The organism is Methylorubrum zatmanii, assembly GCF_014845115.1.
Taxonomy (GTDB): domain Bacteria; phylum Pseudomonadota; class Alphaproteobacteria; order Rhizobiales; family Beijerinckiaceae; genus Methylobacterium; species Methylobacterium zatmanii.
Map to the genome: position 1 here is coordinate 1 of NZ_NKUI01000039.1, position 14,628 is coordinate 14,628.

General features: G+C 69.6%; 14 protein-coding genes. 10 read left to right on the plus strand and 4 right to left on the minus strand.

Features of this window, described 5'->3' with window-relative positions:
• From MZTS_RS04910 to flbD, 8 genes are all read left to right on the plus strand, one after another.
• Window positions 1-776: flagellar hook-length control protein FliK (locus MZTS_RS04910; protein WP_192282249.1), on the plus strand; the 776-nt coding region annotated here is incomplete at its 5' end.
• Between the two features lie 9 nt (window positions 777-785).
• Entirely contained in the window at window positions 786-1,457 is a 672-nt protein-coding gene (locus MZTS_RS04915; protein WP_009865967.1) for a flagellar hook assembly protein FlgD, read from the plus strand.
• A gap of 141 nt (window positions 1,458-1,598) precedes the next feature.
• On the plus strand, window positions 1,599-1,874 hold the full coding sequence (gene sciP / locus MZTS_RS04920; RefSeq protein ID WP_009865968.1) for a CtrA inhibitor SciP: 276 nt from the start codon (window positions 1,599-1,601) through the stop codon (window positions 1,872-1,874).
• Between the two features lie 252 nt (window positions 1,875-2,126).
• On the plus strand, window positions 2,127-3,749 hold the full coding sequence (gene fliF / locus MZTS_RS04925; protein ID WP_192282251.1) for a flagellar basal-body MS-ring/collar protein FliF: 1,623 nt from the start codon (window positions 2,127-2,129) through the stop codon (window positions 3,747-3,749).
• 41 nt (window positions 3,750-3,790) lie between these two features.
• Entirely contained in the window at window positions 3,791-4,846 is a 1,056-nt protein-coding gene (gene fliG, locus MZTS_RS04930; RefSeq protein WP_192282253.1) for a flagellar motor switch protein FliG, read from the plus strand.
• Window positions 4,843-5,481, plus strand: a complete 639-nt coding sequence (locus MZTS_RS04935; protein ID WP_192282254.1) for a FliH/SctL family protein — start codon at window positions 4,843-4,845, stop codon at window positions 5,479-5,481. The genes fliG and MZTS_RS04935 overlap by 4 nt, the downstream gene beginning before the upstream one ends.
• A gap of 5 nt (window positions 5,482-5,486) precedes the next feature.
• Window positions 5,487-5,834: a flagellar motor switch protein FliN gene (fliN, locus tag MZTS_RS04940; RefSeq protein ID WP_192282256.1), complete on the plus strand. Its 348-nt coding sequence runs from the start codon at window positions 5,487-5,489 to the stop codon at window positions 5,832-5,834.
• Window positions 5,835-6,028: 194 nt separating this feature from the next.
• Window positions 6,029-7,396, plus strand: coding sequence for a sigma-54-dependent transcriptional regulator FlbD (gene flbD, locus MZTS_RS04945; protein WP_192282258.1), 1,368 nt, complete (start codon window positions 6,029-6,031; stop codon window positions 7,394-7,396).
• 224 nt (window positions 7,397-7,620) lie between these two features.
• Here flbD and MZTS_RS04950 read toward each other — a convergent pair whose 3' ends face one another.
• Window positions 7,621-7,905, minus strand: a complete 285-nt coding sequence (locus tag MZTS_RS04950) for a hypothetical protein (protein WP_009863948.1) — start codon at window positions 7,903-7,905, stop codon at window positions 7,621-7,623.
• 21 nt (window positions 7,906-7,926) lie between these two features.
• Window positions 7,927-9,258, minus strand: a complete 1,332-nt coding sequence (locus MZTS_RS04955; RefSeq protein WP_192282260.1) for a KpsE/RkpR family capsule polysaccharide export protein — start codon at window positions 9,256-9,258, stop codon at window positions 7,927-7,929.
• 374 nt (window positions 9,259-9,632) lie between these two features.
• On the opposite strand from MZTS_RS04955, the gene MZTS_RS04960 reads away from it, so the two are divergent.
• Together MZTS_RS04960 and MZTS_RS04965 are read left to right on the plus strand one after the other, a co-directional pair.
• Window positions 9,633-10,013: a (2Fe-2S) ferredoxin domain-containing protein gene (locus tag MZTS_RS04960; RefSeq protein ID WP_192282263.1), complete on the plus strand. Its 381-nt coding sequence runs from the start codon at window positions 9,633-9,635 to the stop codon at window positions 10,011-10,013.
• Window positions 10,006-11,148 carry a lysylphosphatidylglycerol synthase domain-containing protein gene (locus MZTS_RS04965; protein WP_192282265.1) on the plus strand — a complete coding sequence of 381 codons (1,143 nt, stop codon included), beginning with the start codon at window positions 10,006-10,008 and terminating at the stop codon, window positions 11,146-11,148. The genes MZTS_RS04960 and MZTS_RS04965 overlap by 8 nt, the downstream gene beginning before the upstream one ends.
• Window positions 11,149-11,193: 45 nt before the next feature.
• On the opposite strand, the gene MZTS_RS04970 is transcribed toward MZTS_RS04965, so the two are convergent.
• Window positions 11,194-11,757, minus strand: a complete 564-nt coding sequence (locus MZTS_RS04970) for a biliverdin-producing heme oxygenase (RefSeq protein WP_009864535.1) — start codon at window positions 11,755-11,757, stop codon at window positions 11,194-11,196.
• Window positions 11,758-11,787: 30 nt separating this feature from the next.
• A complete protein-coding gene (locus MZTS_RS04975) occupies window positions 11,788-14,412 on the minus strand; it encodes a histidine kinase dimerization/phosphoacceptor domain -containing protein (RefSeq protein WP_192282267.1) in 2,625 nt (874 codons plus the stop codon).
• Between the last annotated feature and the right edge of the window lie 216 nt (window positions 14,413-14,628).

Genomic DNA, 14,628 nt, shown 5'->3' on the forward strand with positions numbered 1-14,628 from the left:
CTCCCCTGACGCCGCCCGCACCCTCCGCCTCGCCCGCCGTTTCCTCCCCCGTCGCCGGCACCGGCGCCGGTGAAGGCGGCAAGATCGAAGGCGGGGCCGTTGCGGCGGGCAGCGGGCCGGATCGGGGCGTGACCGCCGCCGCCGATGGCGCGGCCTCCGTGCCGCAGCCGGGCGAGGCGGGTTTCGACGCGGTGCTCGTCGGGTCACGGGGGGGCGTGCAGGACGCGGCGCAGGCGCTCGCGCAGGCCCTGCCGGCTTCCTCTGCAGCCGGCTCCGTCAGGCCGGCCGGTGGCACGGCGGCGGCCGACGGTGCCGCTCTCCCGCAGCCTCCCGTGACGTCCCCGATTCCCCTGAGCGCCGTGCCGATGACGATCGGGCTGCGCTCGCTCTCGGGGATGAATCGCTTCGCGATCCGCCTCGATCCGGTCGAACTCGGCCGGATCGACGTCTCCCTCGACCTCGACAAGGAGGGGGGCAAGGCCCGCGCCCATCTCGTCGTGGACCGCCCGGAAACCCTGGCCCTGCTCCAGCGCGACGCGAGTTCCCTGCAGCAGGCCCTTGCCCAGGCGGGCTTCGAGGCCGGCGCCGAGGCCGGCGGCGGCATCGACCTGTCCCTGCGCGGGGAGACGGGCTCCCAGGGCGGCCGGGACGGCGAGCCCTCCTCCCGCGGACGGTCCGAGGGCCCGCCGGGAGGACGGGCCGAGGTTCCCTCGCCCCTCGATCTCGCGCCCCTGCGTCCGCTTCGCGCCGCGGGCAATCTCGATATCCGAATCTAGGACGACGCCATGACCTCAGGGATCGCGAGCAGCACCAGCATCACCAGCACCGGCACGGCCTCGACCACCGACACGAAGTCGATCGCCGGCAATTTCACCCAGTTCCTGACGCTGCTCACCACGCAGCTCAAGAACCAGAACCCCCTCGACCCCCTCGACACCAATCAGTTCACCCAGCAGCTCGTGCAATTCGCGGGCGTGGAGCAGCAGCTCAAGACCAACGCCTCGCTGGATACGATCCTGACCAATTCCAAGGCCTCGGCGGCCTCCTCCGCCTCCGGTCTGATCGGCAGGACTGTGGTGGCCGATGGCGCCACCACCGACCTCACCGGCGGCAAGGCGACCTGGACCCTAACGCCGGACCGGGCCGCTGCCAAGGCGGTCATCACCATCAAGAGCAAGGACGGCTCCGTGGTGGCCACCAAGACCACGACGCTGAAGGCCGGCGCGCAATCCTTCGAATGGGACGGCACCTCGACCTCGGGCCTCACGGCGGCGGATGGGCGCTACACCATCACCGTCGATGCCCTCGATACCACGGGGGCGAAGGTCGCCGTCGATACCAAGGTGTCCGGTTCCGTGGACGGCGTCGACCTCAGCGGGTCTGAACCGACGCTGACGATCGGCACGGCGCGAGTGCCGGTGTCGAGCGTTAAAACCCTCACCACATCAGACTCTTGATGCATTGCAGCATCGGTGCGGCCGCATTTGTCCACACCCGCCAACAACAGACGAATCGCATTCGAGCGACCGACTTCAAGAACTTTTAAGCGGGCGCAAGTAGCTTGCCTCTCGACAGGTCAGTCGAGTGTAGAGCGTATCATGACCGAAACCCCCCGGCCGCGCGTGAAGTATGTGATCGGCCCCGATGGCAGCCCCCTGACGATCGCCGATCTCCCCCCCGTGACCACCCGTCGTTGGGTGATCCGACGCAAGGCCGAGGTCGTGGCCGCCGTGCGCGGCGGTCTGCTCAGCCTGGAGGAGGCCTGCCAGCGCTATACGCTGACCACCGAGGAATTCCTCAGCTGGCAGTATTCCATCGACCAGCACGGGCTTGCGGGCCTGCGCACCACGCGCATCCAGCATTACCGGCACTGACGCCACCGGCCCGACTCGTCGGGTCAGACCCATCCGTTGCGCGCGGTTTCCCGCGCGGCGCATGAGGAGCCGCTTCCGGAGCACGGGAGCGGCTTTCGTCGTTCCCGGGGCCCCGGTCGCGCCGTCGCGGGCGCCGCTTCGTGCACGGCGATGTCCCGGCGTTAACGTCTCGCTAACCACGGACCGGGCAATTCTTGCCGGGCGGACGCGCCTCCCTCGCGGCCGCACTCGCTGTCCTGGGCGTGCTCGGCCGTGAAACCCATCCTCGAACTGGTGACGAAGCTCGGGCCAGCGCGCATCGCCGCGATGGCGGCCGTGACGCTGACGCTCATCGGCTTCTTCGCCTTCGTGATCCTGAAGGTCTCGCGCCCGGATATGGGCGTGCTGTTCTCCGACCTGTCGGTGCAGGATTCCTCCGCCGTGATCCGCGAGCTGGATGCCCGAGGCATCCCTTACGAGACCAAGGGCGATATGGGGCAGACGGTGCTCGCCCCCCGCGCCGACCTCGCCAAGCTGCGGATGGACCTCGCCGGCAAGGGCCTGCCGGCCCAGGGCGGCGTCGGCTACGAGATCTTCGACAAGGGCGACGCCTTCTCCTCGACGAGTTTCGTCCAGAACGTGAACCACCTGAGGGCGATGGAGGGCGAACTCGCCCGCTCGATCCGCGCCATCGGCCGGGTCCAGGCCGCCCGCGTCCACCTCGTCATTCCCGAGCGCCGCCTGTTCGAGCGCGACCGCGAGGCCCCGTCCGCGGCCATCGTCGTCAAGCTGATGGGCGATCTCGATGCGAGCCAGGTGCGGGCGATCCGCCATCTCGCGGCCTCGGCCGTCGAGGGTCTGAAGCCGGAGCGGGTCTCGATCGTCGACGAGCGCGGGCGGCTGCTCGCCGACGGCGCCCGCGGCGCCGAGGCCGAGGGGGCGGGGGTCCTGGAGGAGCGGCAGGCCGGCATCGAGCGGCGTCTGCGCTCCCAGATCGAGGAGATCGTGGCCGGCATCGTCGGCCAGGGCCGCGCCCGGGTGCAGGTGGCGGCCGAACTCGACCTCAACCGGGTCGAGAGCCGCTCGGAGAGCTTCGACCCCGAGAGCCGGGTCGTCCGCTCCACCCAGACCCGGTCCGAGAACTCCCTCACCGGGGGGGCCGAGGGACAGGTCAGCGTCGGCAACGAGCTGCCCGGCGCCAACCAGAACCAGGCCCAGCCGCAGCAGAAGGATTCCTCGCAGAAGAACGAGGAGACCACCAATTACGAGATCTCCCGCGTCACCAAGGTCGAGACCCTCGAGGGCGGCCGGCTGAGGCGCCTCTCGGTGGCGGTGCTGGTCGATGGCGTCTACGCGCCGGGGGCGGACGGCAAGCCGGTCTACCAGCCGCGGCCGGATGCCGAGATCGAGCGCATCGCCGCCCTGGTCCGGACCGCGGTCGGCTACGACAAGGGCCGCGGCGACCAGGTCGAGGTGGTCAACCTGCGCTTCGCCGAGAGCCCCGCCGCGCCCGACTTCGCCGAGCCGGGGCTGATCCAGTCGCTCCTGAGCCCGACCAAGGAGGACGTGATGCGCCTCGTCGAACTCGCGGTGCTCAGCCTGCTCACGGTGATCGTGCTGATGGCGGTGGTTCGCCCGCTCCTGCGGCGGGTGCTGGAATCCGATGAGCCGGCGGCGCTCGCCGGCCCTGCCGGTGCCCTCGCCCTTGCCGGGGCGCCGGGCGCACCCGGCACGGTCGAGGTGGTCGTGCGCGAGAACGCCACCAAGAAGTTCCTCGATTCGGCCAAGCTCAACGGCGAGATCCAGGCCGAGACCGTCGAGCGTGTCGTCGACATGGTGCGGGCGAGCCCGAGCGAGACCGTCGAGGTGCTGCGCAACTGGATCCACGACACCTGAGGATCTGACGGGGTGCGAGACGGAAAGAGAGGAGGGAATCCGTGTCCGCGGGCTTGAACTTCACCGCTGCCGTCGAGAGCATCGACGCCTCGGTTGCCTTCGCGCAGATGCCGGGCCCGCAGCGGGCTGCGGCCCTGCTGCTGCTGCTCGGCGAGGAGGAGGGCGCGCCGATCTGGCAGCGCCTCGACGAGGACGAGGTGAAGATCGTCAGCCACGCCATGGTGCAACTCGGCTCCCTGGAGGCGGGCACCGTCGAGCGGCTGATCGTCGATTTCGTCTCACGCCTGTCCTCGGGCGGCGGCATGACCTCGAACTTCGAGCGCACCGAGGCGCTGCTGCTCAAGATCTTCCCGCCCGAGCAGGTTTCCTCGATCATGGCGGAGATCAAGGGGGCCTCCGGCAAGCGCGTCTGGGCGAGCCTGACCCAGATCGACCCGGAGATCCTCGCGAACTTCCTGCGCAACGAGTACCCGCAGACCGTGGCGGTGGTGCTCTCCAAGGTGCGCGCCGACTACGCCGCCAAGGTGCTCACCATCCTGCCGGAGGAGCTCGCCATCGACGTGCTCAACCGGATGCTGCGCATGGAGACGGTGCAGAAGGAGGCCCTGCGCCACATCGAGGAGACCCTGCGCACCGAGTTCGTCTCGACCATCGCCCAGACCACGCGCCGCGACGCGCATGAATTGATGGCCGACGTGTTCAACGCCTTCGACCGGCAGACCGAGACCCGGTTCCTCGCGGCGATCGACCAGGCCAATCGCGGCTCGGCCAAGAAGATCCGCCAGCTGATGTTCACCTTCGAGGACCTGCTCAAGCTCGATCCGGGCTCGGTCCAGACCCTGATGCGCCGGGTCGACAACGACACCCTGTGCCGGGCGCTCAAGGGAGCGGACGAGCGGGTGCGGGCCTTCTTCATGAACCAGATGTCGACCCGGGCGGCCAAGAACCTCACCGACGAGATGGGCACGATGGGTCCGATCCGCCTCAAGGAGGTCGACGAGGCCCAGGCCAAGATGACGGAACTCGCCAAGGAACTGGCCGAGAAGGGCGAGATCATGATCGCCAAGAACGGCGGTGAGGAGGAGCTGGTCTATTGAGCGCGAAAGCCTCCCGTCCCTTCCTGTTCGACACCGATTTCCGCCGCCCGCGCGGGCCCTCCCCCGCCGATGCGGAGGCGCTCGCCCGGGCCGAGGCGGAGCGGGCCGCCCTGGAGGCCGATGCCTATGCCCGCGGCCTCCAGGCGGGCCGGGCCGAGGCCGCGGCGCAGGGGCAGGCCCGCCTCGCGGATGCCCTCACCCGGGTCGGCCTCGCGGCGGCCGGGCTGCTCAGCCAATCCGATGCCCACGCGGCGGAGCAGGAGGCCGAGGCCCTCGCCTTCGCCCAGGCGCTCGCCCGCCGGATCGCGGGCGAAGCCCTCGACGCGCGCCCGCTGGCAACGGTGGAGGAGGCGGCCCGCTCGGCGCTCCGGCACCTGCGCGGCGTGCCCCATCTCGTCCTGCGGGTGAGCCAGGATCTCGTCGACGAGGCCGAGGCGCTGATGCAGCGCCTGTCCCGCGAACACGGGTTCGAGGGCCGTCTCGTCGTGCTCGGCGAGCCCGACATGGCGCTGGGCGACGCCCGCCTCGAATGGGCCGATGGCGGCGTCGTGCGCGACCGCGCCCGCATCGAGGCGGCGGTCGAGGCGGCCCTGATGCCCTGCACCCTGCCCTTCACCGGAACCGCCGAGGCCTGAGCCCGATGTCGACCGACGATTTCAGCCTGCCCCAGCTCAACGAGGGCGACATGCCCTACGACGAGGGCGGCCCCGGTTCCGTGCGCGACGCGCCGACGAGCCCGAAGAGCGCGGCGGATCTCGAACAGGTCTTCGACGTGCCGGTGGTGGTCTCGGCGGTGCTGGGCTCGTCGCGCATGCCGATCGGCGACCTGCTGCGGCTCGGCCCCGGTGCCGTGCTCGAACTCGACCGCAAGGTCGGCGAGGCCATCGACATCTTCGTCAACAACCGCCTCGTCGCCCGCGGCGAGGTCGTGCTGGTCGAGGAGCGCCTCGGCGTCACCATGACCGAGATCATCAAGAACGACCACTGACGAGACCTCTCATCAGGGCGCCCACCGCCGGAACGGATGCCGGGCCGGCGGTGAGCGTCACCAAACCCTCCCCTTCCGGGGCCTCATCCTGCGAGGCACGCCGCCGCGGACATCGTGGTCCAAGGCGACGGGCGGGCGAACTTTCGATCCGACGGATTCAGGCCGGCGGACCACGTTTTCGGAGAAACCACGCCATGCGGCTGCTCATCGTCGGACGGCTCTCGGGCGAACTCGTCACCGCCTCCAAGATCGCCATGAGCCGGGGCGCCTCGGTGACCCATGCGGACGGGATCGAGCAGGGGCTCGCGGCGTTGCGCGCCAAGGGCGGCGACCTCGTCATGGTCGATGTCGGCCTCGATATCGGGCGCATGGTGCGGGCCCTGTCCGACGAGCGCATCCGCACCCCGGTGGTGGCCTGCGGCATCGCCTCGGATTCCCGCGCGGCGGTGGCGGCGATCCAGGCGGGCGCCAAGGAATACATCCCCCTCCCCCCCGATCCCGACATGATCGCCGCGGTGCTGGAGGCGGTGGCGGCGGATACCCGCAGCTTCGTCTGGCGCGATCCCTCGATGGAGCGCGTGGTGCGGCTGGCCGAGCAGGTCGCCCGGTCCGAGGCTTCCGTGCTCATCACCGGCGAGAGCGGCACCGGCAAGGAGGTGCTGGCGCGCCACGTCCACGCCAAGTCGAACCGGGCCAACCGCCCCTTCGTCTCGGTCAATTGCGCGGCGATCCCCGAGGCCCTGCTCGAATCCGAATTGTTCGGCCACGAGAAGGGCGCCTTCACCGGGGCGGTGGCCCGGCGCATCGGCCGGTTCGAGGAGGCCCATGGCGGCACGCTGCTCCTCGACGAGATCTCGGAGATGGATGTGCGGCTGCAATCCAAACTGCTGCGCGCCCTTCAGGAGCGAGTGATCGACCGGGTCGGCGGGGCCGCCCCGGTGAAGGTCGATATCCGGGTGCTCGCCACCTCGAACCGCACCCTGTCCGAAGAGGTGAAGAAAGGAACGTTCCGCGAGGACCTGTTCTATCGCCTGAACGTGGTGCATCTGCGCCTGCCGCCCCTGCGGGAGCGGCTGGCCGACATCCTCGAACTCGCCGCCCATTTCGCCCGCAAATATGCGGAGCTGAACGGATTGCCGCTGCGGCCCCTCGCCCGCGAGGCGCAGGCGCTGGTGGCGCGCAATCCCTGGCGCGGCAACGTGCGCGAACTGGAGAACACCATCCACCGGGCGGTGCTGCTGGCGCAGGGGGCGGAGATCGGGCCTGAGGCGATCCTGAGCCCGGAAGGGGAATCCCTGGCGCCGCCGGCCTCCTTGGGGCCGGTCGAGCGGGCGGCGAGTACCGCGGAGGCGGCCACCCGCGGCCTCGTCGGCCGCACCGTCGCCGAGGTCGAGCGCGACCTGATCCTCGACACCCTCGACCATTGCCTCGGCAACCGCACCCACGCGGCGCGCATCCTCGGCATCTCGATCCGGACCCTGCGCAACAAGCTCAACGAATATGTCGAGGCGGGCGTGCCGGTCGCCGAGCCGGGCGGAGTTCGGGTGGCGGCCTACGGCTAGAGCCTCTTCCGATCGCGGTGCGATCGGAAGAGGCGCTCAGCCATTGTTTCGACGCGCTCTCTTTCGCCGAAACGGCATCCACTTCGGCGGAGAGCGCTCTAGAGCATTTTCCGCGGAAGTGGTTGCCGGTTCCGCGAAAGACAATGCGGCACCATCGAGCAGATGGAGCATTTCCCGTGATCCAAGGATCATGGAAAATGCTCTAGAAAGGCCGCCCGCGCCCCTCACCGCTTCTTGGCGAACTGGGCCTCGTACTCGGCGTTCTGCGCGGCCCGCGCCTGCTCGATCTTGCGCAGGGTGAGGAAGCGGACGATGTCGAACTCGACATCGCGGATCGTCTCCTCGATCAGGTGGCGCTGCAGCAGGATGCGCGGATCGTTGGGGGTGAGGTTCTCCCGGTCCTGAAGCCGCTGCACGGCCTGACGGACCACCGTGTAGACCTGTTCGCGCTCGTCCCGGCTCATCGCCGGGGTGACGGCGCGGGCGATGAGATCTGTGAAATCCGCCATGGATGGGTCCGGTTCGGTCGCTCAGAGCCGGTTGTCGTTGATCGCCGCCGTCACCAGAGAGACCGAACTCCACAGCACGGTGAAGCAGAACAGGGCCGCGAACAGCGCGTAGAACGGGGCCGGATATTCCGAATAGGTCGGCAGCAGCGGCGGCACGAAGGTCGAGAGGTAGATCTGCTGCTTGGCGGCGGCGACCCGGGCCCGGTCGAGGATCAGGCTCATCGAGGCGAGCAGCTTCTCGGCGACGGTCTGCTCGACCATCAGCCCCTCGTATTCGAGCAGGGCCTGGGTGAGGTTGTGCTCGGAATTCGTGACGATGCCGTCCGTCGTGAGGCGGCTCTGGAGTTCCTTGATCTGCCCGTCGAGGGCACCGATGGTGGCCACCAGCACCTGGATGCCGCGGGTCTTCTCGTCGAGCTTGGAATCGCGCAGGACGCGCAGGTCGTTCTCGGCCTTGATCCTGTCCTTGCGCAGAAGTTCGATCGTGGTCATGGCGGCCTCGGCCGACTTGACCGGATCGATGATGCCCCAGCGATTGCGGAATTCCTGCATCGCCAGCCGCGCCTGCTTCAGCCGCTCGGTGGCCTGTTCCACCTCCTTCATCGACTGGGCGATCATGTCGGCCTGGGCGCGGCGCGAGATCGTGTTGATCAGGGTCTCGGAGCGGGCGATCACTTCCTGCGAGATCGCCACCGCGTCCTCGGGCCTGAAGGCGCGGACGGTCAGGTGGATCACGCCGGAGATCACGTCGATATGCGGCGTCACGTGCTTGCGCCAGTAGCGCACCAGTTTCTCGACCGGCTGGCCGTCCTGGTAGCGGGCCCAGAAGTCGATCCCGTCGCGGGCGAACATCTTCTCGAGGCCGAGCTTGGCATCGACCGCTTCCACCATCGGCCGGCTGCCGATGTAGTCGCGCAGGATGAAGCTGTCCTGGCTGTTATGCTTCTGGATCAGTTCGGCATAGAGGCCGAGATCGGCGCTCGCCATCGGCTCGACGTTGCCGCGGATCGCGAACTGCGATTCGACGACGTATTGCGGCGTGGCGATCACGAACACGTAGAAGCCGATCACCGCCGTCGGCGCCAGCACGAACAGGGCGTAGCTGCGGAACAGCCGCTTCGCCAGCCGCTCGGGCGGCCGCGCCTCCCGTGGTCGAAGCCCCGGCAGGCGGGTCCAGTCGAGGGTCTGCCGGGCCCGCGCCAGCAGGGACCGGCCCCGCTGCGGCGAGACCGGCTCGATCGTCTCGGCATTGCGCCGCAGATCCGGCACGGAGCGCCGGGCCAGGTCGATGAGCGACTGAACGCTCGGGCTCGGCCTGACCCTGGTCTCCTGCTTGACCTCGTCGGAATTCATCGAAAGGGAGCCCTCACGGATCCGCTGCCGCCGCGCGCCCGCGCCCGGCCCCTCGCGATACGCTCGGGCGAGGCTCGTCGGCAAGGCGTTCGGGGCGGCATCCCGTCTCCGGTTGAGGTCACGTTCTTTTCGGCCCTTTTTAAGGCGCGGCGATCCGCCGGGATTGCGCCGCGACCGACAGGGCTGCGATACCGCATCCGTGTGGCGCGCGATCCCCGCAACGGGGCGGCGCGAGAGCATCGTCCCGAAAGGCGGTTTCCGGCTGTCGGAAAAAGACGATGCGGAAGCAAGGATCGAGAGCATCGTCCCGGCTCTGATATCCGGGACGATGCTCTCGGCAGGGCCCGGGACGACCGGGCCGTTCGGGAGGTGACGTGGGACGGGGACAGGATCCCGGCGGGGTGCCGCGCACGGCCAAGGCGGCGTTTTCCGACCTTGTGCTGGTCTGCCGCAAATGCGCCAAGCGTCAGGGCGTGGATCGCAAACAGCTCGGCCGGGCCCTGAAGCGTGCTCTTACGAACGTGCCCCGCGAGACGGGCACCGGCAAGGTCCGGGTCGTGGAGACGGGCTGTCTCGGCCCCTGCCCGAAGCGGATGCTGACCGTCGCGACCCCGCGTTCCATCGCCAGTCGCCGCGTCATCCTGATCGATCCGGCGCTCGACACCCTCGGCCCCGAGGTGCTGGGGATCCTGGCCGCTCCCTCCGAGGCGCGGAGTCCGGCCGGTGCCCCGTCCACCGGAGCGCGGGATGGCTGAGGCTCCGATCCGCGAGACGGCCCCCGCCGGCAGGCCGGCAGCGCAGCGCTCCGGGCACGGCGTTCTGCGCGGGCTCCTGCGCCGGTTGCCGCTGATCGGCACCCTGGGCGGGTTGGCCCTGGGCGTCTGGCTGGTCGCCACCAACGATCTCTCGGCGGTCGGCGCCGCCTTCGGGCGGATCGGCCCCCTGGGCCTCGTCGCCATCGTGCTGGTGCGAGCGCTCATCATCCTGCTCTGCGGCCTCGCCTGGGCCCGGGTCTTGGACGGCCTGCCGCCCTCCGGCCGCGCGCCCGGCGGGGGCGCGTCGTCTCCCGAGCCTTCGGTCGAGACCGGTGCCTTCCTGATCCTGCGCTTCGTGCGCGAGGGCGTGAACGTGCTGCTGCCGGTGGCCTCGGTCGGCGGCGAGGTGGTGGGCGGGCGCCTGCTGACCTTCTGGGGCGTGGCGGGCGGCCTCGCCGCAGCCTCGCTCCTCGCCGACATGCTGATCCAGGTCGCGACGCAGGTGGCCTTCACCCTGCTCGGCGCCGGCCTGCTCTGGCGGTTGCCGGGGGAGGCCGCTGCCGCGCTGGCCCGCTGGACGACGGAGGCGGCGGCGCTGGCGGTGGCGGCGGTGACCGCCTTCTTCGCGCTGCAGACCCTCGGCGCCGCCCGAGGGCTGGAGCGACGCTTGGCCGGCCTCGGCCGGCGCCTCCTGCGCTCGGCGACGCCGGAGGCGGCTTCGGCGTCGCCGGGGGGCCTCCCCGTTCAGGACGCTCTTGATGTCGTCTGGGCCCGGGACCGGCGCCGGTTCATCGCTCAATCGGTCGGTCTGCATGCCGCCGCCTGGACGCTCGGCGCCGCCGAGATCTGGATCGTGCTGGCCTGTATCGGGATCGAGGTCAGCCTGACCGAGGTGCTGGTGCTGGAATCGCTCTCGCAGGCGATCAAGTCGGCGGCCTTCCCGGTTCCGAGCGGACTCGGTGTGCAGGAGGGCGGCTTCATGGTGGTCGGCGCCCTGTTCGGGCTCGATGCCGGCATCGCCATCGCCCTGTCGCTGGCCAAACGTGTCCCCGACGTGGTGCTCGGCCTGCCCTCGCTCATCGTCTGGCAGACCCTGGAGGCGCGGCGCGCGCAGGTTCTGGCGCCGCGGGATTAGGGCAGCCGTTATCCCGAAGGGCCGGAGGTCACGCGCGGTGACCGTTCAGCCTGTTCCGTTCACGAGCCAGTGCCGCATCGCCTCGAAGGTGGTGATGCCGGCGGCGAAGGCCACTGGCGCCTCTCCGTCGGCCAAGTCGTCCAACCGTTGGCGAAAGCTGCGCCACAGCGGTCCGACGGCTCGTCCTCGGCCGGCATAATAGGCCAGCGGCACGTTATCCCCATGCAGGCGCGCGACGTGGCGGCCGATCACCGTGCCGCCCAGGGCCGAACCCTCCAGCACGTAGAGCGCACCGAGCGCCCCCCCCTTGCCGTCGAGACGGGGCCGGGAGGGTGCGGGCAGGGCGCCGAGGGCCGTATCCTCGGAGGAGAGGATGCGCAGATCCGTATCGAGCGCCGTCAGCCTCCGGCGGGGATCGAAGAACGCCGCCTCGTTGAGGGCGTCGGCGATGGCCGGCTCATAGCTGGCATGAAAGCCGCGCAGGCGTCCGAGCAGATCCCGGTAGCCGGAGAGCGTCGCCACCCGCGCCTCCCAATCGAGGTCTCGCTCCAGCGCGGCATGCGCTTCGGCCGTGGCCTCCCGCAGACGGGCGTGTAAGCTGTCGGTCAAGAAGACCCCTGGGAGAAGTCTGAAACGGGATCAGGCGTGGACGGTGAAGCAGGCGCCGTCGGCATTCTCGACGTCGAGGCGGGCGCCGATCTGCTCGAGCATGGCGCGGATCAGCTTCATCCCGAGGCCGGTGCCCTGCGCCTTGGCATTCTCCCAGCCCAGCGGCATGCCCTGCCCGTCGTCGCAGACCTGAAGCCGCACGGCGCCCGCCGCGCCGTCGACGGTGACGCTGATCCGCACCCCCTTGTCGGGTCGGCCCGCATATTTGAACGCGTTGGTCACGAGTTCGGTGGTGATCAGGGAGAGCGCCACCGCGTGGCGATAAGGCACCATCAGGCCAGGTTCGGCGGTCAGCTCGACGCTGTGCTCGTCCCCGGCCATGCCGGCCAGGTCGTTGCACAGGGCCTGGATGGTCTGGCCGAGATCGACCTGCTCCATGCTCTCGCCCTGGTAGAGGCTGTCATGCACCCGCGCGACGCTCATCACCCGCGCCGAGGTCTCCGAGAAGGCCTGCCGGGCCGACGGGTCGGCGATCTGCCGGCGCTGCATGTGCAGGAAAGCCGTCACGATCTGGAGCGAGTTCTTCACCCGGTGGTCGATCTCGCGGGTGAGCAGATCCTTCTGGATCAGCAGCCGCTCCTTGTCGGCCAGCAGCCCCGTCAGCTCATCGATCTTGCGGCGCTGGCGCAGCACCACGCCGTCGACGGCATCGGCGAGCTGCGCGGCCAGGGCGACCTTCCAGGGCGCCCATGGCATGGAATGGCCGCGCCGCTCCTCGACCCAGCGCTCGAAGGAGCGGCGGGGCAGCACTGCGACCGGGCCGCTGCCGGGAAGAACGGGTTTGCGCGGGTCGCCGCTCCAGGTCACGGTGCTCGGCACTTCCGGCTTGAACCACATCAGGAGGTGCTGGCGCGAATGGCCGACGAAGGCGGCGAGCAGGCCGCTCGCCATCTCGGTATAGGCGGCGGCCGGTGCGTGGTGCATCACCAGCGTGTCGGTGACGAAGGTCCGCTCGTTGGGGCCAAGGCTCTCCCGCAGCCATCCGGCGAGTGCCTGCACCGCCTCCGCCGACGGCGTGGTGCCGACGAGGCAGACGACGTCGTCCGAGACGATGCCGGCGCCCACGGCTCCGAACAGGTCGAGGAGGGTCGGATTGCCCTGCGTGAGGGAATTCACGAAATCATCGGAGCGGGTCAGCCCGCGCACCAGCTGGCCCTGGATGTCGAGATGGCGCTGCTGCTCGCTCCACAGCGCCTTGCCCTCGATCTCCTGCACGCGCATGGCGAAGCCATCGGTCAGCACGGTCGCCGCAGCGCGGGTTTCGGGAGCCACGTAATGGGGCCGGCGGTGATGGCCGATCATCAGGCCCCAGAGCCGGTTCTCGACCATGATCGAGATCGACATCGAGCCGTCGACACCGAGATTGCGCTGGTATTCGAGGTGGATCGGCGAGAGCGTGCGGTTTTGCGCGAAGGTGAGGTCGATCGGCGCATTGCCGGCGCTGCGGTCGGCGACCAGCGGCACCGGCACGCAATCCCGGTCGATCACGAAGCGGCTCTTGGCCTTGGTGTAGAGGGCGCGGGCCTGGGCCGGGATGTCCGAGGCGGGAAAGCGCAGACCGATGAGCGGGCGCTGCCAGTCCGGCACCATGTCCTCGGCGATGGCCTCGCCGTTCCAATCCGTGTCGAAGCGATACACGAGCACCGATTCGAAACCCGTCATCGCGCGGATCTCGAGGGCGGCGATCTGGGCGGCCTCGGTCAGGGTTTCCGCCATCCGCAGCCGGATCATGGCGAGTTCGGTATCGAGCGGGCTCGCGGCGGAGAAGTCCTCGGGCCGCTCCGGCGCCAGTTCCAGTTCCACGATCACCCGGCCGAGATGGGCGTGGGCGACGAGGAGGAAGCGCTCGCCCCGCGGCGGCAGGACGACGCTGCGGCGCAGGAGCCGTCCGTCCGTCAGCGTATGGGCGGCCAGCCCGTCCCGGATCGCCGAGACGATGTCCGCCGGCAGCACCTCCGATAGGGAAAGACCATTCGGCGGGAAGGACTCCGGGGCCAGCACGTCGGCGGCGTTGGCGCTGAAGGCCAGGATTTCGAGGCTCGTCGCATCCGCGGCGAACATCACCGCGTTCGGCTGGATCGAGCCGGGAATATGGATCGGCTCGCGCTCGCACAGGCTCGGATCGACCGGCTCGGCCCGGCTGCGATGACTGATCGCGGCGAGCACCGCCTCGCGCGAGGGGCCGGCCGCGATCTGCTCCAGGGAGGTGATCGTCAGCCAGAGATGGCCGGCCGCCGCCGCCCGCAGACCGATCCGCGCCCGCAACGGGGCCGGGATGCGGCCGAACACGAATTCGAAGCTGTGGTCGGAGAGGCCGCCGCGCACGCTCGCGAGGAAACGGCCATAGAAGCTCGGCACGTTGGCGCTCGGAACGAGCTCGCTGAAGAAGTTGCGCCCGACCATCGCCTCCGAGGGGAGGCCGCACAGGGTTTCGGCCACCCGGTTGCAATCGAGCACGAGCCCGGTCCCGTCGAGGGCCAGCAGCCCTACGCCGAGTTCGTTTCGCTCTTCGGGAGACAGCGAATCAGGATCGACCGGAAGGTCGATCGGAGCACTGTTCGGCCCCTTGGCGTGCATCTGCGACGGATCGACCATTACAGAAGCCGGTATGCCCGCCGTATCTCGATTGTGCAATGCCGGTACAGCCTCACGTTCCTTTGTGGTCTGCGAAATGAGGAGAGCCAAGTGATTGGTGCAGGCTGGCTTTGTCTGAAATCATACAATTCCCGCGATACTGTGCGGGCTCCTTCAGGTCCGGGCGTCGGAGGTCGGATCGGCGTCTGAACGGGGCTGTCGCCATCCTGAAACGGA